This is a genomic window from Gracilimonas sp. B-17 (assembly GCF_056857935.1).
This window is the reverse complement of sequence record NZ_JBSXOA010000011.1, coordinates 367,571-384,999: the sequence shown is the minus strand read 5'-3', so window position 1 is coordinate 384,999 and position 17,429 is coordinate 367,571. Positions and strand designations below refer to the sequence as shown.

15 protein-coding genes and 1 tRNA gene are annotated in these 17,429 nt (G+C 40.6%); 5 read left to right on the top strand and 11 right to left on the bottom strand.

What is annotated here, in order from left to right; all coding sequences use genetic code 11:
- Nucleotides 1-6: 6 nt before the first annotated feature.
- Nucleotides 7-1,185, bottom strand: a complete 1,179-nt coding sequence (locus AC13FX_RS06520; protein WP_482879737.1) for a M20 metallopeptidase family protein — start codon at nucleotides 1,183-1,185, stop codon at nucleotides 7-9.
- Between the two features lie 109 nt (nucleotides 1,186-1,294).
- On the opposite strand from AC13FX_RS06520, the gene AC13FX_RS06515 reads away from it, so the two are divergent.
- Complete coding sequence (locus AC13FX_RS06515; RefSeq protein WP_482879736.1) at nucleotides 1,295-2,560, top strand: DUF4097 family beta strand repeat-containing protein; 1,266 nt, start codon at nucleotides 1,295-1,297, stop codon at nucleotides 2,558-2,560.
- Between the two features lie 76 nt (nucleotides 2,561-2,636).
- A complete protein-coding gene (gene mnmC2, locus AC13FX_RS06510) occupies nucleotides 2,637-3,404 on the top strand; it encodes a tRNA (5-methylaminomethyl-2-thiouridine)(34)-methyltransferase MnmC2 (RefSeq protein ID WP_482879735.1) in 768 nt (255 codons plus the stop codon).
- Here the strand turns inward: mnmC2 and yihA are convergent.
- The 8 genes from yihA to AC13FX_RS06470 all read right to left on the bottom strand — a co-directional run bounded on the left by yihA (nucleotide 3,401) and on the right by AC13FX_RS06470 (nucleotide 12,491).
- Complete coding sequence (gene yihA, locus AC13FX_RS06505; protein WP_482879734.1) at nucleotides 3,401-3,994, bottom strand: ribosome biogenesis GTP-binding protein YihA/YsxC; 594 nt, start codon at nucleotides 3,992-3,994, stop codon at nucleotides 3,401-3,403. The two genes, mnmC2 and yihA, sit on opposite strands and share 4 nt — an antisense overlap.
- Nucleotides 3,994-5,496, bottom strand: a complete 1,503-nt coding sequence (gene purF / locus AC13FX_RS06500) for an amidophosphoribosyltransferase (protein WP_482879733.1) — start codon at nucleotides 5,494-5,496, stop codon at nucleotides 3,994-3,996. Before purF ends, yihA begins: the two co-directional genes overlap by 1 nt.
- Nucleotides 5,497-5,613: 117 nt before the next feature.
- Nucleotides 5,614-7,737 carry an ATP-binding protein gene (locus AC13FX_RS06495; protein WP_482879732.1) on the bottom strand — a complete coding sequence of 708 codons (2,124 nt, stop codon included), beginning with the start codon at nucleotides 7,735-7,737 and terminating at the stop codon, nucleotides 5,614-5,616.
- Between the two features lie 89 nt (nucleotides 7,738-7,826).
- Nucleotides 7,827-8,246: an OsmC family protein gene (locus AC13FX_RS06490; RefSeq protein ID WP_482879731.1), complete on the bottom strand. Its 420-nt coding sequence runs from the start codon at nucleotides 8,244-8,246 to the stop codon at nucleotides 7,827-7,829.
- A 481-nt stretch (nucleotides 8,247-8,727) separates the two neighbouring features.
- Nucleotides 8,728-8,799: transfer RNA gene (locus AC13FX_RS06485), tRNA-Gly, on the bottom strand.
- 110 nt (nucleotides 8,800-8,909) lie between these two features.
- Nucleotides 8,910-10,835, bottom strand: coding sequence for a DEAD/DEAH box helicase (locus AC13FX_RS06480; RefSeq protein ID WP_482879730.1), 1,926 nt, complete (start codon nucleotides 10,833-10,835; stop codon nucleotides 8,910-8,912).
- 33 nt (nucleotides 10,836-10,868) lie between these two features.
- Nucleotides 10,869-11,762 (bottom strand): GntR family transcriptional regulator, encoded by an 894-nt coding sequence (locus tag AC13FX_RS06475; protein WP_482879728.1) that lies wholly within the window; start codon nucleotides 11,760-11,762, stop codon nucleotides 10,869-10,871.
- Nucleotides 11,763-12,491 (bottom strand): pyridoxine 5'-phosphate synthase, encoded by a 729-nt coding sequence (locus tag AC13FX_RS06470; protein ID WP_482879726.1) that lies wholly within the window; start codon nucleotides 12,489-12,491, stop codon nucleotides 11,763-11,765.
- A gap of 70 nt (nucleotides 12,492-12,561) precedes the next feature.
- Here AC13FX_RS06470 and AC13FX_RS06465 point away from each other — a divergent pair, with 70 nt between their 5' ends.
- On the top strand, nucleotides 12,562-13,143 hold the full coding sequence (locus AC13FX_RS06465; protein ID WP_482879724.1) for an NlpC/P60 family protein: 582 nt from the start codon (nucleotides 12,562-12,564) through the stop codon (nucleotides 13,141-13,143).
- On the opposite strand, the gene AC13FX_RS06460 is transcribed toward AC13FX_RS06465, so the two are convergent.
- Entirely contained in the window at nucleotides 13,130-14,341 is a 1,212-nt protein-coding gene (locus AC13FX_RS06460; protein WP_482879723.1) for a putative sugar nucleotidyl transferase, read from the bottom strand. The two genes, AC13FX_RS06465 and AC13FX_RS06460, sit on opposite strands and share 14 nt — an antisense overlap.
- A 92-nt stretch (nucleotides 14,342-14,433) precedes the next feature.
- Between AC13FX_RS06460 and glmS the strand changes: the two genes are divergently transcribed.
- Nucleotides 14,434-16,266 (top strand): glutamine--fructose-6-phosphate transaminase (isomerizing), encoded by a 1,833-nt coding sequence (gene glmS, locus AC13FX_RS06455; protein WP_482879721.1) that lies wholly within the window; start codon nucleotides 14,434-14,436, stop codon nucleotides 16,264-16,266.
- 393 nt (nucleotides 16,267-16,659) lie between these two features.
- Nucleotides 16,660-17,007 carry an Hpt domain-containing protein gene (locus AC13FX_RS06450; protein WP_482879719.1) on the top strand — a complete coding sequence of 116 codons (348 nt, stop codon included), beginning with the start codon at nucleotides 16,660-16,662 and terminating at the stop codon, nucleotides 17,005-17,007.
- On the opposite strand, the gene AC13FX_RS06445 is transcribed toward AC13FX_RS06450, so the two are convergent.
- Nucleotides 16,999-17,427, bottom strand: a complete 429-nt coding sequence (locus AC13FX_RS06445; RefSeq protein WP_482879718.1) for a GNAT family N-acetyltransferase — start codon at nucleotides 17,425-17,427, stop codon at nucleotides 16,999-17,001. The genes AC13FX_RS06450 and AC13FX_RS06445 overlap by 9 nt on opposite strands.
- Between the last annotated feature and the right edge of the window lie 2 nt (nucleotides 17,428-17,429).

The window sequence follows — 17,429 nt, the reverse complement described above, 5'->3', positions numbered from 1 at the left end:
ATTATTTTATTCAAAAACCAAACTGGCCATAAGAGGAGTTGCCGTTTCAAAGAATCGGTCATCCACATTGTATTTTGGATGATGCCATGGATATTCTGAATCAGCTTCCTTGCTGGCACTACCCACAAAAAAGAAAGCTCCCGGAAACTCCTTCTGATAAAATGCGAAATCCTCCCCTGCCATTACCGGTTTCCTTAGTTCGATCACTTTTTCATTCCCTAAAATTTTTCTCGAAGACTTTAAAACCAGTTCGGCCTCCTTCTCTGAATTTATCACTGCCGGATATCCTCTGTTGAATTCGAATCTGTAGTCACCTCCGGCTTCTTTGGTGATCCCTTTGAGTATCGCCTCAAGACGTTCGACCACAAGGTTTGCAGTATCTGGAGACAGTGTTCGGGCAGTACCCCAAAGTTTTACTTTTTCCGGAATAATGTTATGAGCAGAACCACCTTCAATCTTACCAATAGTTACAACAACCGGTTCCGTCGGATCCACATTTCTGCTTGAAATCGTTTGCACTGCGTTGATATATTGGGAGGCTAAAACGATCGGGTCAATGGCTTCATGAGCCCTTGCGGCATGCCCTCCTTTTCCGATGATCTCTACTTCAAATTCTGAAGTTGAAGCCATTAAAGCTCCGGCTTTGGTAGCAACGGTGCCAGCAGGATGCATTGGTGAAGTGTGAATGCCATAAATTGCATCCACTCCATACTCTTGTAAAAAACCGGTTTCCATAAGAAGCTTTCCCCCACCGGGAAGTTTTTCCTCACCGGGTTGAAAAATCAGTAACACAGTACCTTTGACCTCATCTCTGAGATCCGCCAGAATTCTTGAAACCGTCAGTAAATTTGCCGTGTGAGCATCATGTCCGCAACAATGTGCTACACCTGCATCCATTGAAAAGAACTCCTGTTTTGCATCGCCCTCTTCAAGAATAGGCAAAGCATCAATATCTGCTCTGAGTGCTATAACCCTATCGGATTCAATTCCCCCGCGAAGGATGCCGATACAACCTGTTTCAAGAGGTTTTTCATAAGGTATCTCAAGTTCTTCTAAACTGGACTGTATAAATTCAGTCGTTTTAAATTCCTTAAAAGAAAGTTCCGGATGTTGGTGCAAGTATCGACGCGTTTCTACCGTCTTTGGATAGTATTTCTTTGCAAGTTCTGCAATACGGGAATGCATATAAGTTTTATTGATTTATATATTCAAAGATAATAAGAATAATAAAAGAGCGAACGTAACTTTATGTGATGTTGGTCGTAGCATAATGTGTTAAACTAATAATCTATCTATGAAAACTACATCCTGGGAAATTATTTTAGCCGGCTTTTTATTTGTGGGCATTTCGATCTTTCTTATCGAACATAATTCTGACAGCTCAGCCAGCAACCAAAACAATTATGACTCTGACTCCCTTGAGATCAAGTTAAATGAGGAAAATATTCATGTTTTCAGGTTACAAAGCTTAGAAAAACTTGAAGATCTCAAAAACCTGGAGAACCTTGAAAATCTGAATAACCTCCAGAATTTAGAAAACCTTAAGAACCTGAAAAACCTTCTTCCCATGGAGATCCGTGCTGAATTTGAGAGGGAAATAGATGAAGTCATCAAAGAAATGGATCAGGAGAGCCTGGAAGTTAATATTGATGTACAGAGTAAGACCTTGACCGTAGACCCCGCATCTATCAATACCAAACAGGGCTGGACAGTTAAAAGTCCTGGAGTATATCTGTATTCACGATCGTTCGACACTGCCAAAAATAACAAGACAAGCCTGGTTCTCCCCTTTGGTTCGGTTGAAATTGAAGGTAACCAGGAAGGTAGAAAAAACCTGATCATCGAAGCGTCCGGCAATATTTCCACACTTAATGATCTTCGATCCAAGTTAGCAGCAGAATCTAGTGTAAGCGATGAAAATGCTTCTTTTAGATTGATAAACAAAGGGGATGAGGCAAAAGATCAGAATATACAGATACAGAGTAAATTGCTGGTACCTAGAGAAATGCAACTTGATATTCACACAAAGGCCGGACATATCACTTCAGGTAATATACAGGGTACTCAGAATTATCTAACAAATGGCGGACATATTACCCTGAATAACATCTCCGGTACTATTGATGCTAAAACCGGAGGAGGCCATATCCAGATCAGGGAGTCAGAAGGACAGGTTACCCTGAATTCTAAAGGTGGTAACATCAGGGTTCAGGAAATGAAGGGGAGCTTAAATTTACAATCAGGTGGTGGAAGTCTACAGGTCATTGATCATAGTGGAGGAGTTAAAGCCACAACAAATGGCGGAAACATTGAACTGCGAACATCATCTTTGAGTGGACCAATCGATGCGCAAACCGGGGCCGGTTCTATAACGATCTGGATCTCAAAAGATTCAAACATTGAATTTAGACTGAATGGCAGTAATGTGGAGATCGACACCGAATTTAATTATGACGGTACCATTCAAAACGGCAGTGCCTCCGGAACCATTGGTAACGGAGAATATAAAGTATCGGCAAAAACCAATTACGGAACGATTTCTTTAAAAGCCATCAAATAGTCTTTTTGTTATCTTTGATTTAACCGTCCAGAATAAACTATCTTAATCAGGAATCAAGAGTTTCTGATAATTAAAGATGACCAAACGCATTCATACCACTAAAGACGGTTCCTCTACTCTATACTCGGATAAATTCGATCAATATTACCATAATCCCAATGGTGCCGCATCAGAAAGCCATTATGTTTTCTTTGAGCGATCAGGTTTATTCAATTCACTGGATGGCACTGATGCTCTCACTGTATTTGAAATTGGTTTCGGGACCGGTTTGAATTTTCTTTTACTTGCTGATCATATAAAACGGAATAGGATCGATACGCAGGTTAAATTCTATTCCATTGAAGCCTTTCCCATCAACAGACAAACAGCTTCAAAGATCAATTTTGGTGCTCATATTCAAGATCCTGTAATAGCCAGTTCTCTTCCTGATATCTTCGATTCGATAACCCCGGGAATGAATAGGATCAAACCTTTTAAAGATCTCAACATTGAATTGTACCTATTTTACGGATTCTTCGATGACTTCAAAAGTAATGGTCTTGTTGTTGATTTTATTTTTCATGACGCTTTCTCCCCGGACGTAAACGAAGAGCTTTGGACTGACACTACCTTTAATAAACTGGCAGAACATTCACATGAGAAAACGGTTCTTACAACCTATTGTGCTGCATCTAAAGCCAGAGCAGCCATGTGTACGGCCGGATGGTTTGTTGCAAAAGCAAGAGGAGCTCTGGGTAAAAGAGAAATGACAATTGCTTCAAGATCAGAAGAAAGGCTAAGCGAATTTAAGAGATTGAATGAAAACAGGCTTACAGAACGATACCTGAAAGGAGACTTTGATTAGTCAATTCTCACAAACTCTTGGATCAATGATCTGATCTCATCAATGCCATCCCTGGAGCTAGATGAATAAGGAAGTATAGGTACTTCAATATTCATTTCCTTCATGATACGGCGAACCTTTGCCTTAGACTGATTGACCTTATTTTTTGACAATTTATCTGCTTTTGAAAGGACCACGGCAAAGGGTTTTTCATTCATTCCCATCCAGTAAAAAAAATCTTCATCAAGCTGGCTTGGGTCGTGACGTACATCAACAACATGCAGGATCAGCTTCAGGGATTCACGATCCATAAGGTAATCCCGAATATTCTTACCCCATCGCTCCCGTTCCTTCTTGGGAACCTTTGCGTATCCATATCCCGGCAGGTCTACAAAATAACAGACATCTCCGACCTGATAGTAATTCATCTGCTGGGTCTTGCCTGGGACGTTCGATGTTCTTGCTATGTTCTTTTTATTTAATAGAGCGTTGATCAGTGATGACTTACCCACATTAGATCTTCCCGCAAAACAAACTTCAGGCAACCCCGCCGGCGGGCATTCTTCTAATTTGGTAGCACTGGTGATGAATTTCGCCTGGTTGTTGAACATCAGATAAGTTCGTTTGCCTCTTTTTCAACTCCAAAATTAACGGGAACAGGATAATTACCGGTAAAACAAGCCGTACAATAATCATGGTCGGATGGATTCGCTTCTTTTACTGCATTTACCAATCCTTCTGCCGATAAATACCGAAGGCTGTCAACCCCGATCTCTTTAGCCATTTTCTCAATATCCCTGTCGAATTTATTCGCTATGAGCTCGTCGGGACTTGGAAAATCCATACCATAGTAACATGGACTAATAATGGGTGGAGAGCTAACAAGAAAATGCACCTCAGAAGGATTGCACTCCCTGATCATATCCACCAGATACCGTGAGGTGGTTCCCCGTACTATAGAATCATCCACTATGATGACCGGCCGGCCTTCAATAACCCCACGAACCGGGTTGAACTTAGTTCTTACCTTTTGCTCCCTGGATTTTTGGCCGGGGGAAATAAAGGTTCTTCCAACATAATGATTTCGGATCAGCCCCATGTCATAACGACAATCATAACCTAATTTCTGGCTTTCAGATGCATAACCGAGAGCCGCTGTATTACTTGAATCGGGAACCGAGAAAACGACGGGTTGTTTCCCAGACTTGTCATTTTTCACAACTTCATCCAACGGATGTTCAGAGGCTAATTTCTTTCCGAGGTTCCTTCTTATCTTATCCACCATCTCACCAAAGATCATACTATCGGGGCGGGAAAAATACACGTATTCAAATATGCACTGACTGGTACTTGTCCCTTTTGAAGGAGGAATGAAAAACGATTTGGGTTCGCCTGTTTCATGGGCTTCTTTATCGATAACCACAACCTCACCCGGTTTTACATCTCTAACATACTCAGCATTATTGATATCGAATGCGCAGGTCTCACTGGCTACGCAAAATGATCCATCTACCTTTCCAAGGGCAAGTGGGCGAAACCCATTCGGGTCACGAACAGCGATCAATTTATCATCAGTAAGAATAACAAGGCAATAGGCTCCCTCGATCTGACGCAATGCATCCATGATCTGATCCATTTGGTCCTCATACAGGCTGTGTGAGATTAGGTGGAGTATCAGCTCAGTATCAGATGTACTTTGAAATAACACCCCTTCCTTTCTGAATCGCTCCCGGATCTGTTTTGCATTAGACAGATTCCCATTATGCCCGATCGCAAGATTTCCATTACGATAGTGAACACGGAATGGTTGAATATTTGCAGGATTTTTGGATGAGCCTGAAGTAGAATAGCGATTATGCCCAATTGAATTATTTCCTTTCAGGATCTTATTAAATACCTTAGACTTGTTAAAGACATTCAAAACAAGACCAAAGTCTTTAAAGGCAGGCATAACAGATCTTTCTTTTTCTTCATCATAATAAGATGTTACAATGCCTGCTGATTCCTGCCCCCTGTGTTGAAGGGCGTGCAACCCATAATAGGTATGTACGGCTGCGTCAGGATGATTATAGATACCATAAATTCCACAATATTCGCGAGGTTTATCGCTCATATCCAATGCTCCAAAAATAATGAGGGTTAATGACTACAAAGATAACAAATGATAGGACTATTCGGGAATCGGATCAGGAACAAGTTTTCTACAGGTTATTAACACCTTACAATTTAATCAGGCTTTCGGGATCTCTACATAAAATTCAGTCCCCTTGCCAACTTCACTTTCAAACCAAATGTGGCCATTCATTCGCTCTATAAATTCTTTGCTTAGGCTTAGCCCAAAACCGGTACCTTTCTCCTTTTGAGTACCCTCTCTGGTCCAGTTCTTGTTTTCAAAGATCTTTTGGCGAGCATTTTCAGGAATACCAATTCCTGTATCCTTTACCTTAATAAGAATATGATCTTGCTTCTCATTCGCAGAAACCGTGATCTTATCACCCGGTTCAGAAAATTTAATCGCATTGGATATCAGGTTTCTGATTACAAGCGAGAGGGCATTATAATCTGCTTTCACATCGGATACATCATTCACTTCAGAGATCAGATCAACTTTCTTTTTATCAGCTATGAATTTTTGAGAGTAGATCACATCCTTTGTCAGATCAGATAATTGAATTGGTTTTAAATTAACCTCAACACCTGAAAGCTGTTCTTTAGCCCAGGCTAAAAGGTCTTCCATCACATTCGAGTTTTCCTGCAGGGAAGCCTCCAGCTCCGGTACCATCTCCTGGATCTCATCCTGAGAAAGAAAACCCTCTTTGATAAGACTCAGCATACCCTGCATAGACATTAGGGGAGACCTAAGATCATGTGATATAATTGCAAACAACTTATCCTTTGATCGGTTAAGGTCTTCCAGCTCTTCCTTTTGCTTTTTAAGCTGATCATAGATCTTCTCTTTTTCACTGGAAGATCTTTTCATTTGGTAAAGAAGAAAGGAGATCAGAATAATGATCAGTATGCCTGCAATAATTATAATTAGTTGATTACGCAGTTGTTGTTCCTGACTTGCCTGTTTCTCTTGTAAAAGAGTATTGATCTCATTTTGTCTTTCCAGCTCAAGAAAATTCTCTGCATTAACAAGTTCCCTGTCCTTTTCAACTTCACTCAAACTATCAGATAAGGCAGAATAGATCAAAAGTTGATCATATGCCTTTTCGTAACTGTCGTTTTTTGCATAAGCTTCATGCAATGCCTGGGCCACTTCCATTTTAAGGTTTGTGTTATAAGAACTTTGAGTCACAGATTCTGCTTTTTTCAGGTATTCAATTGCTTCCTCAAATCTGCCTTGCTCACCATACATTTTGCCTATCACAAAATTATTGTAATAAATACCTTCGTTGATTCCCTCCTCTTCTGATAACTGTAACGATCGGAATAACAGTTCTTCAGCCTCATTATACCGTTCCATTTTTGCTAATGTCGCGCCTCTATTATGCATAATAATAGGTGAGGGCACGCCCGGTCTTATTGCTGAAATAACTTCCTGAGCACGGTCATAGTTGGCAAGTGCAGCTTCATATTCCCCGATATTGCCAAAAGTATTCGCAAGGTTTAGGTGAGCCCTATAAATATCCATTTGTGAATTACGCTCTCTGGCAAGTTCGAGTGAGCTTTCGAGATAGTATCTCGATTTTTCATATTCTTCGTTGTTACTGTATGCCATCCCTAAATTATTATAGGCAACGGCCAATAGAGCACTATCCTGCACCGTCCGTGCATAATCGATTGATTCCAAATAGTTTTTCAGAGCTTTATCAACTTGCCCCATATCGCCGTAGATCACGGCAAGATTGTGTAGTAATCTGGCTCTGAGTCTGTCTGCTTCTGACTCAGGTAAACGATCCAGGTATTGCATTGCTGTATTAAATTGTTCAGCTGCCTTAATGGGGTTTTCCTGCTTACTATATATTGTCCCCAGGATGTTGTAGAGTTGAGCGACTTGTGACGTACTGGAAAATCTATCCAAGGCGTTACCCACGAGATCATATGCCTGTTCCAGCATTTGCTGATCGATCAAAATATCTGCCCGATAAGTCAGAGCCCTGGCAATCCCTTCGTCATCACTTTTTGACTGATATATTTGCTCAGCTTCTTCTGCCATTTGCAAGGCAAGTGGGTAATCACCTGCATTTGAAGCCTCTTTACTCATTTTCAGATACTGCTCAGCCTCAAGCGAATCAGATTGAAATGAGGCAATATCCACCCCTGCATTAAGACTAATGGGATGAATTAATAAAATAAAAGCAAAAACAAAAAACAGACTACTAACCTGTCTGAAAGTTGGATAAAACAATTCAGCTACTCTAATGAAAATGAATTCCTTTAATCTAAAAAAAGCCCTTCAATGAATGAAGGGCTTTTTAACAAAATATTATTGAATGGTTACACTAAGGTAGCATCCAACTTGATATCAACTCCGGTTAGTGCTTTAGACACCGGACATCCTTTCTTAGCGGCTTCAGCGATCTCCTGAAATTTGTCGTTCTCTATATTGGGAACGTCACCTTTAGTGATCAGTTTGATCGTAGTAATAGCTCCTTTTCCACCATCTATAGTTACTTCTGCATGAGTTTCTACGGAATTCGGGGTGAACCCGGCTTTGTCCAGTTCATTGGAGAAAGCCATGGAAAAACAGCCGGCATGTGCAGCACCTATTAATTCTTCAGGGTTTGAGCCTGATTTATCTTCAAAACGCGTGGCAAAACTAAATTTACCTTCATAGGAACCACTTTCAAGTTTCATGGTTCCACTTCCTGATTTCAAGTCTCCTTTCCAAACAGCATCTGCTTTCTTAGTTGGCATATTTTTCCAAATTAAATTTATGGTTTGCATTCAATGTAAAATAACATTGAAGAGATATTTTACATTCCTTCATTATTGTAATTAATATAACAAGGAAATATTTATTAATTGCTTTATGATTGATCGGATGGGGCTATACTGCATTGAGTTTTACCCCTCATATTCGAAACCAACACAGGCAGATCCAAAAAAGCAGAAACCCAAAATGACTCTTTAATAATATCCATTTTATACATAAATCCTGAATACTAAAAAAGCAGTCAAGTTTTACCTGATTAATTGCAGAGTAAGACTAAAAGCGAGATGGGAAAGAAAATAAACCTCAGAAATACTGAAATGCACAATATTTAGCTATGGACTTTTTCAGTGTTTCTCAGCATAATCTCAGTAGAGAGTAACAAAAAGATCAACTTTTATGGCCCTAACTGAAATTACTGAAAACAAAAAAGGCCTCTGAAGTTAATCAGAAGCCTTTAGCTTGAGCGGGAAACGAGATTCGAACTCGCGACCCCAACCTTGGCAAGGTTGTGCTCTACCACTGAGCTATTCCCGCTTAATCCTATATAATTCCTTTTTGAAGGAGCCACAAATATAAGGGCTATTTTTGATACTATTCAACTCTTTTTTCGAAATATCTTTTCATTTTTTCGATCCACATTCAGATCATATTGAGATCTCCTTCACAGAACCAAGAAGCCGACCTAAGAATTTGTTCCCATATACTTTCTGAATGTGTCCCATATCTGCAATGATCACCAGTAATTCCTTACTTCGGGAGAATGCCACGTTCAACAGACGGGGTACCGAAAGGCCATTCTTCTTTTCATCGAAGGGCCTGACCGAATAATGTCGTAACCCTCCATTTTGCCATTCACCACTCATCACTGTATCAAAGATAATAACAGGTTTCTCCCTCCCCTGAAATGTATGAATGGTCCCAACTTCAATATCCCGAAAGCCTTTTTCCCAAAGATGATTTCTAACCTTGTAAACACTGTTCCTAAAAGGAACAATGATCCCAATATTTTCAGGAGCATGATTTTTTGTAAGCCGTTTCACACTTTCCTCAATAAGTCGCATATGTACCTCATTGATCGGCTTGAATCCTTTTTCCTCAGACTCCTGCTCCAAAACCGGATTGTATTTTGCCGTATCTATCAACGCAACTGAGGCTGATTCACCATTATCAAGATCTCTTCCATCTGCAGGTTTTCCTGATTTTAATCTTCCCTCATAAAAGACCGAACTTATTACACCGGCAAGGTCATTTTTCATTCGATATTGTATATCAAAAAAGCTGGTGAAGTCCGGATTAAAATCATGCCAGTTAAATAGATCTTCTGTAGATTCTGATCTTGATACATATGTAAAGATATCCTGCTCTAAAAACTCCCTGGATTCCCTATGGTCTGTTATCGCAATAGGTGGCAGCTGCATGGGGTCACCGGCTACAATAAGATGCTCTTTACTCTTACCCGCCATCAACAACATGAATGGTATACCTGCCATCGACCCCTCATCTACTACCACCGCATCATAACTGATATTGTAGAATAATTCTGATGTGCACACTTTGGCAAGCGTTGTAGCAACCAATTTTTTCTTTTTCAGTTCATAGCGTTCATTCAAGTTTAGGAGCCGATCAATTTCGATCTCGACCGCTTCCTTTCCTCCGTACTCATCCATTTTATTAGCAGCCAACTGACATTCAAGGTCCAGTTTTTCAGGAACTTTTTCACCGTTCCTCATAAGATCATCCACGGTTTCCTGAAGTTTTTCATACTTACTCAAAAGATTTGAGAGTTGTACTGCATCAGATTTCCGACCATCAAGTTTCACTTTGACCTGATGTTCAAACAAAATGTCTTCAAGGCGGGCGTCATCCAATGCGGCTTCACCAAAGCGAGTCGTATTCTGTAGATCGTAACCCGGATCGATCTCATACAAAGCATCGATCACACTCAATAAACCCACATCTACCGCACGATTTGTATTTGACACAAATAGTACCCTCTTGTTTTGGTTCAGGAGGTTGGCCACGATATACCCAAGAGTCGCCGTTTTTCCTGTTCCCGGTGGCCCCCAAACATAGAGAATATTATTCTTTAACGACTTCTCAATAGCATCCTTTTGTGCCTCATTTCTCAGATCATCAACCTGTATCTTAACAGAATCCCTATGTGTTTTAAAATGCCCCGTTGGTTCAAGCAGAGCCTTGAGTTGTGGAACTTCTTCTGCCTTATCCTGCAGTTTAAATAAGTGCTCTTCCATTTTTTTGAGAACAAAATCATTTTCCCACTCCAGGAATACTTCATCGATCTTACTCCCTACATTTTCAGGAAATTCAAGCCTCACTTTTTTATCCTTGAATTCAACAACATGAACTTTGTATTCTTTAGAATCTACTTTGGCTCTAATTTCCTCAGCAAAACGAAGTCCGCGGTTCTGCGACTCAAACGTATAGATGAATTCACCGGATATTTTTTCCAATTCACCGGTAAAAAGCACATCCGTGGATGGCGTCTCTCTGACTGCTAATATCTCTTTTTCAATGGCATCAATTGCCTGCTGAATAACTTTCTTAATCAAGTATTGTAAATTTTTAGGTATAGAATTTAAAATTTATTGGTCCCACAATTCCGCTCTGATCATTTCTGAGCTTTTTTCTGATAAAAGGTAATCAAGTCTGAGCCGGTTTTTTTGCGGTACTTTTTGCTCGACCAATCTTGTACTATCCGAAGTATATAAGATCAGGTCTGATTCACGGACAAACAAGGGAAGTGATTTTCCATAGATAGTACCGGCAACAAATGAGCCCTCAAAATGAACCGATCTCTTTAATTCTTCGATGATTTTTGGGATCGTTTCTTCAGATCCTGTCACCAATCCGATCGTATCTATTGCCGCTCTATCAACCATAGACAACAGGATGTCCGGATCGTAATCATAAACAATAGGTATCACCAAAAGACTTTCCCGAAGGCTTCGGAAGTGACTCATCAGGTGAATGGGAACAAACAGTGCATCGTATTTTGCTGCTTTTTCATATTCACTCACACTTATTACCTCACTCTTCACACCCACCTGCTTTTTAATAGCATCCGAGAGCATCCGTGCAAGCTCATGATTTTCCCCTACACTTGCAGAGGTTTGAATACGATCGGGCCATTCCATAAATCCAAGTTGTTCCTGAAACAGCAGTTCGATCTCAGACTCATCCAAACCATAGCCCACCAATTCTTCAACTAAAGCCTGAACCTTCTCTCCTCCAACTTCCAGTCTGGCTGATTTATCCAGCAGTGGAGTTTGATTCTTAACGGTGAAACCTCGTCCCTGCTCACCCAGTATCAGGCCTTCGTCTTCAAGGATATGATACGCTTTCCGAACGGTATGAAAACTTGCTTCCAGCTGTTGCCCCAATTCCCTCGTGGATGGTAACACCTCTCCCACCTGAAACTGCTTGGTGGCGATCATAAGTCGAATTCGGTCTGCGATATGTTTAGCTGAGGTTTTCAATTATGAACCGTAATAATCATCAATGATCTGTAAATAGGCTTTAACTGTTCTTTCCAACCCCCAGTATAATGACTTACTGATCAACGCATGCCCTATACTGACCTCATTAAGAACCGGGATCGTTTCAAGCAGATCCGGAAGATTATCTAGGTTCAATCCATGGCCGGCATTCACTTTGATCCCAAGATCATTGGCCATATTGGCTGCCTTACGTAATCTTGTGAGTTCATGTTGTTTTTTGGAAGCGTCTGCATTGGCGAATGTACCCGTGTGTAATTCAATGGCATCAATTCCTAACTTGTGTGCCAACTCAATATCTCTGGGATTTGGATCCAGAAATAAACTGATCTCAATGCTGGTTTCTCTAAGTTTTGGGAACACACGTTCTTTGAAGTCATCAAAAACAACTTCCATATCCAAACCGCCCTCTGTGGTCAATTCCTCCCGGCCTTCTGGGACCAAAGTACATAAATCAGGATCAACCTCAGTGCAGATCTCGAGCATTTCATCAGTAGCAGCCATTTCAAAATCTAGTTTCCCGCGCACATGCTCTTTTAGTCTGTATACATCCTCATCACGAATATGCCTTCGATCTCCACGAAGGTGAAATACAATGCCTGCTGCTCCGGCCTCCTCACAGATCCCTGCAGCTTCGATTGGGTCAGGATAGCCTTCTCCACGTGCATTCCTCAGCGTAGCAACGTGATCAATGTTGACAAGTAACTTCATTTAAATATCGGCTTTTTTTATTTTAAACTATATCATCAAAAGTAAGCATATCCGTTTATATTTACAGATAATGAAACATGACGGCTTAAAGATCATATCCCTGTTCCTATTGTCATCGCTGTTATTTGCTATAACAGCATGTGGAACGGTTAAACGGGGTTCCTACCAAAAGAAAGAACCTGTCGACCCGCCGGCTAAGGCATCTGAACCGGTATCCCATGAAACAACGATCATTGCCAGTACCGGGGCAACCGAGTTGATACGTGAGCGACAGGATATACTTCAACTCGCCTACAATGATTGGAAGGGTATTCCCTACATTCTTGGTGGAACCGGATATAATGGCATCGATTGTTCGGCATTTATGCAGGTTGTCTATGAAGATTATTTTTCCGTGATCCTACCGAGAACTACTTTAGAGCAACTTGAATTTGGTGCGCCGGTCTCTAAACGAAGTATTACCCCCGGAGATATGGTATTTTTTAAAACCGGGAGGCGCACATATCATGTTGGTATAATGGTAAATTCCACTGAATTCCTGCACGCATCAACATCAGAGGGGGTAACAATTTCTGAGCTTACCCACCCATATTGGGATTCTTCATTTTTGGCTTTCCGAAGGGTATTGAACGAGAAAACTACCGATTCTTGAAAATTTGGTACATCATCTTTTCGTACTCACCACTCAGAGTTATATCTCTCCTCTTCATCATTGCTTTCATGGCATCAACCGCTTTACCAAAATCGTATTCCCCGAAATCTGCTGAACCAACCCAGGAAAAGGAAGGAATATATTTCGGAGGGAAACCATTCATGAAGATATTTGAACTCACACCACAGATCGTTCCGGTATTCAACATTGAATTTATCGCCGTTTTTGAATGATCTCCCATAACAGTTCCTAAAAATTGCTGTTCGGTTTCAAGCTCCTTTCCACTCTCCCAGTCTGTTAATCTAACGGTACTGTAGTTGTTCTTGAGATTCGAAGTATTCGTATCGGCTCCCAAATTCACCCATTGTCCGAATATTGAGTTACCGGTAAAGCCATCGTGAGCCTTATTGGAGTATGAATGAAAGATACAATTTGAAACCTCACCACCAACTTTACACACAGGCCCAATTGTCGTTGCCCCGTAGATACGGCTACCCATTTTAACCGTTGCTCCTGCCCCGATAACCACAGGTCCTTTTAGAATACTTCCAGATTCTATATATGCCTCTTTTAGGATCACGACCGGTCCTTCTTCAGCAAAGATATGAGAACCGGGCTCTAAAACTACATCATCTCCAATGAAAGTATTTCGGGGATGATGTATACCTGAGTAATAATTATCATCAGAAGCCTGAACAGATTGCAAACCTGTCAATGGAAGATCTTTAGAAATTTCATAAGAATTCAATGACAGCAGGTCCCAAATGTGTTCCAGGTGAATTGATTCTGAGAGGTCTTTAATGTTTAATCCTTCTGCAGAAAAGTGATTCTGATCAAACATGGTTATGGACTTTTCAGCCGAAATAGAAGCGGCTACAGTAGCTCCCTTGAAATCAATGCATTCCCCTATTTCAAGCTCGTAAATCACCTTTAGAAGTTCTTCAGAAGGAAGAAAGCGGGAATTGATCCATAATACCGGTTTATCGTTGTCGATCTCATTTCTTCTGAAAACACCTGAGAGCCTGTCTCTCAGTATTCGGTTATATCGGTTCAATCTCAGTGTAAGCAACCATTTTTGTCTGATCGTATATATTCCAAGGCGAAGATCATCGACGGGTCGTGTCAATGTAAGTGGATGAAAATTTTTACTTTTTTCATCTTCGAAGAAACAGATCTGAACATCTAACTGTGTAGACATAATTTCAAAAAATCGTAATCGTTATTCAGTTTAATAGCTCTTATATTTACGCATTATCGCAAACAAATAAAATTATTTAAGAAGTATATCATATGTGCGGAATAGTTGGGTACGTTGGCGAAAAACAAGCCAGCAAAGTTATTATTGATGGACTCAAGAGACTTGAATACAGAGGATACGATTCAGCCGGAGTTGCTATTTTAAACGGCTCCCTGAACATTACAAAGGGAAAAGGAAAAGTATCGAATCTTGAAAAATTAGTCGGAGAGAATGAAAAAGGCACTATAGGTATTGGGCATACCCGGTGGGCTACCCATGGTGAACCTAATGATATCAATTCACACCCTCATACTGTAGAGAGCGGAAAGTTGGCTTTGGTCCACAATGGGATCATTGAAAATTATAGTACACTCAAGAAAAAATTAATCAGTGAGGGCTATAGCTTTTATTCTGATACTGATACGGAAGTTTTAGCAAAGCTGATCGAGAGCTTCCTGAAGAAAGACTCAAATTCGCTAAAAAAGGCTGTGCAGTTTGCTTTGCACCAGGTTCATGGAACCTATGGTATTGCAGTGGTTCATTCCGATTTTCCTGATCAGATCATTGTGGCAAGAAAGGGTTCACCTCTCTTGCTTGGTGTTGGTGATGGTGAAATGCTTATCGCGTCCGATGCTTCAGCTGTGGCAGCCTATACCGATAAAGTGGTATACCTGGATGATGGGGAGATCGCAGTTATTACTAAAGATAATTTCACTGTTGAAACAGCCGACAACATTGAACTCACGAAAGAGATCCATGAATTGTCATTAAGTCTTGAAGAAATTGAAAAAGGCGGTTATGATCATTTTATGCTCAAAGAAATCTTTGAGCAGCCCCGCGCTCTTGCCGACTGTCTGCGTGGACGAATAGATACTGATAAAGGTACCATTACCTTGGGTGGTATTGAAGAGATCATGGATAAACTCGTGGATGCTAAACGATTGATCATCGCTGCCTGTGGAACCAGCTGGCATTCCGGACTGGTAGGTGAATATCTTTTTGAATATTTGGCCAAAGTGCCGGTGGAAGTTGAATATGCCTCTGAATTCCGGTACAAAGAACCCCTTGTGGGACCCGGGGACGTCATGATAGTTATCTCTCAAAGTGGAGAAACAGCAGATACTCTTGCTGCTCTAAGAGAAGCCAAAGAAAGAGGAGCAACTGTCATCGGAGTGGTCAATGTTGTGGGTTCAACCATAGCAAGGGAAACAGAAGCAGGAGTGTACATTCATGCCGGTCCGGAGATCGGAGTTGCCTCAACCAAAGCATTTACTGGCCAGGTCACTGTACTTACCATGATGGCGATCAAATTAGGCTTGGCAAAAGGGACTCTGAAAAAGCCTGAAGCCAAAAAGCTTATCGGTGAGTTGGCAAAGATACCGGCTAAAGTTCAGGAGATCCTTGATGACACGGATGAGATAAGAAATATATCGAACCTATTCTCATATGCTCCCAACTTCCTTTACCTTGGAAGGTCTTACAGTTTCCCGGTTGCATTGGAAGGCGCTCTTAAACTTAAGGAGATCTCATATATCCATGCTGAAGGTTATCCGGCTGCTGAAATGAAACATGGACCAATTGCCCTGATCGATGAAATGATGCCGGTTGTAGTTATCGCCGCCACGCAACATACAAATGATAAAATGATCAGCAATATCGAGGAAGTTAAAGCTCGCAAAGGCCGCATCATTGCGATCACTACCCCTGATAATGATGAAGTGGTTGATCTTGCTGAGTTCAAAACGATCGTTCCGGAAACCATGGATGTCTTGACTCCGCTTTTAACTGTAATTCCTTTACAGCTTCTCTCCTATTATGTTGCTGTGAACAGGGGAGCTAATGTGGACCAGCCAAGAAACCTTGCTAAAAGTGTAACAGTAGAATAATTCACAATTCTATGTGAATAATTATCAGACCTGAAGAGCTGTAATTGTAATTTTCCCCTAAGAGATCAGGTAACACCTAAAATTTTATTAAAATTTCTTAATAAATAGGTGTGGATAACTTGACTTTAATGTGGATAATTCGTTCTATTCGGCTCATCACAGAATAGTTACACCCACATAGTAATGAGAAACTGGAAGGCAATAATTTTTAAAGTAGTCGTTTTGGTACTGGTGAGTATCGTGATCTTTACCGGTTGAACCTGATTTACGTATAATTTTTATCTGAACAAGACGGAATTGCTACACCCGATTTTCAGATTTCTATAGTTACATCCTTTTATTCTGCTTATCTTTCTTACCTGTTTTAATCTGTAATTAATAATTCAATTTGAAATGGGGAAAATCGACTTAAGTTATCTTGAAAACATGAGTGGCGGGGACAACACCATGATCATTGAAATGATCGAGTTATTCCTGAAAGAAACCCCCATACACCTTGAGAACTTGAAAACAGCCAACGATAACCAGGAATGGAGTAAAGTGGCCACAGAAGCTCATAAGGTTAAACCAATAATGTTATATGTAGGCCTGTCTGATCTTAATTTAGTATGTAAAAAATTGGAAGATAACGCCAAGGGCGATCAGGACGTTAATGTAAGCAATGAACTTATCTTACAACTTTTTGAAGGATATGAAGAAGTGAATGGGGATCTTGAAATGAAAGTCAAAGAGTTAAGATGATACCATTTGAATATGGTCAATATCATCAACCGAATACACCTCTCCTTCTTCTTTAAACCCCAGATCGTTATAGTAATTGATGAGGGCGGCCTGAGCCTCGATCCTGATCTTTTCACCTTTGCAGAGTTCTATTCCTTTTCTGATCAACTTCTGCCCAAGCCCGGTTCCACGATAAGATGGCTCCACGACTATCCTTCCTAAACTTGCCTCATCATATTTTACACCGGGATCAAAAATTCTAAGATATGCCGCAAGGATGTCTTCATCATAGATAAGAAGATGGCCTGCTTTGTCATCATAACCATCGATATCTTCATAAAAACAGTGTTGCTCGATGATGAAGATCTGCTGGCGTAACCTGAAGAGGTCTTCCAATTCTTTGTTTAAAAGGTCATCATATGTTTTATACACTGTTCTCATGA

Bases quoted from the DNA above. Each gene is read 5' to 3' on its own strand.
- AC13FX_RS06520 (WP_482879737.1), bottom strand. From the start codon at position 1,185: ATGCATTCCCGTATTGCAGAACTTGCAAAGAAATACTATCCAAAGACG.
- AC13FX_RS06515 (WP_482879736.1), top strand. From the start codon at position 1,295: ATGAAAACTACATCCTGGGAAATTATTTTAGCCGGCTTTTTATTTGTG.
- mnmC2 (WP_482879735.1), top strand. From the start codon at position 2,637: ATGACCAAACGCATTCATACCACTAAAGACGGTTCCTCTACTCTATAC.
- yihA (WP_482879734.1), bottom strand. From the start codon at position 3,994: ATGTTCAACAACCAGGCGAAATTCATCACCAGTGCTACCAAATTAGAA.
- purF (WP_482879733.1), bottom strand. From the start codon at position 5,496: ATGAGCGATAAACCTCGCGAATATTGTGGAATTTATGGTATCTATAAT.
- AC13FX_RS06490 (WP_482879731.1), bottom strand. From the start codon at position 8,246: ATGCCAACTAAGAAAGCAGATGCTGTTTGGAAAGGAGACTTGAAATCA.
- AC13FX_RS06470 (WP_482879726.1), bottom strand. From the start codon at position 12,491: ATGAAGTTACTTGTCAACATTGATCACGTTGCTACGCTGAGGAATGCA.
- AC13FX_RS06465 (WP_482879724.1), top strand. From the start codon at position 12,562: ATGAAACATGACGGCTTAAAGATCATATCCCTGTTCCTATTGTCATCG.
- AC13FX_RS06460 (WP_482879723.1), bottom strand. From the start codon at position 14,341: ATGTCTACACAGTTAGATGTTCAGATCTGTTTCTTCGAAGATGAAAAA.
- glmS (WP_482879721.1), top strand. From the start codon at position 14,434: ATGTGCGGAATAGTTGGGTACGTTGGCGAAAAACAAGCCAGCAAAGTT.
- AC13FX_RS06450 (WP_482879719.1), top strand. From the start codon at position 16,660: ATGGGGAAAATCGACTTAAGTTATCTTGAAAACATGAGTGGCGGGGAC.
- AC13FX_RS06445 (WP_482879718.1), bottom strand. From the start codon at position 17,427: ATGAGAACAGTGTATAAAACATATGATGACCTTTTAAACAAAGAATTG.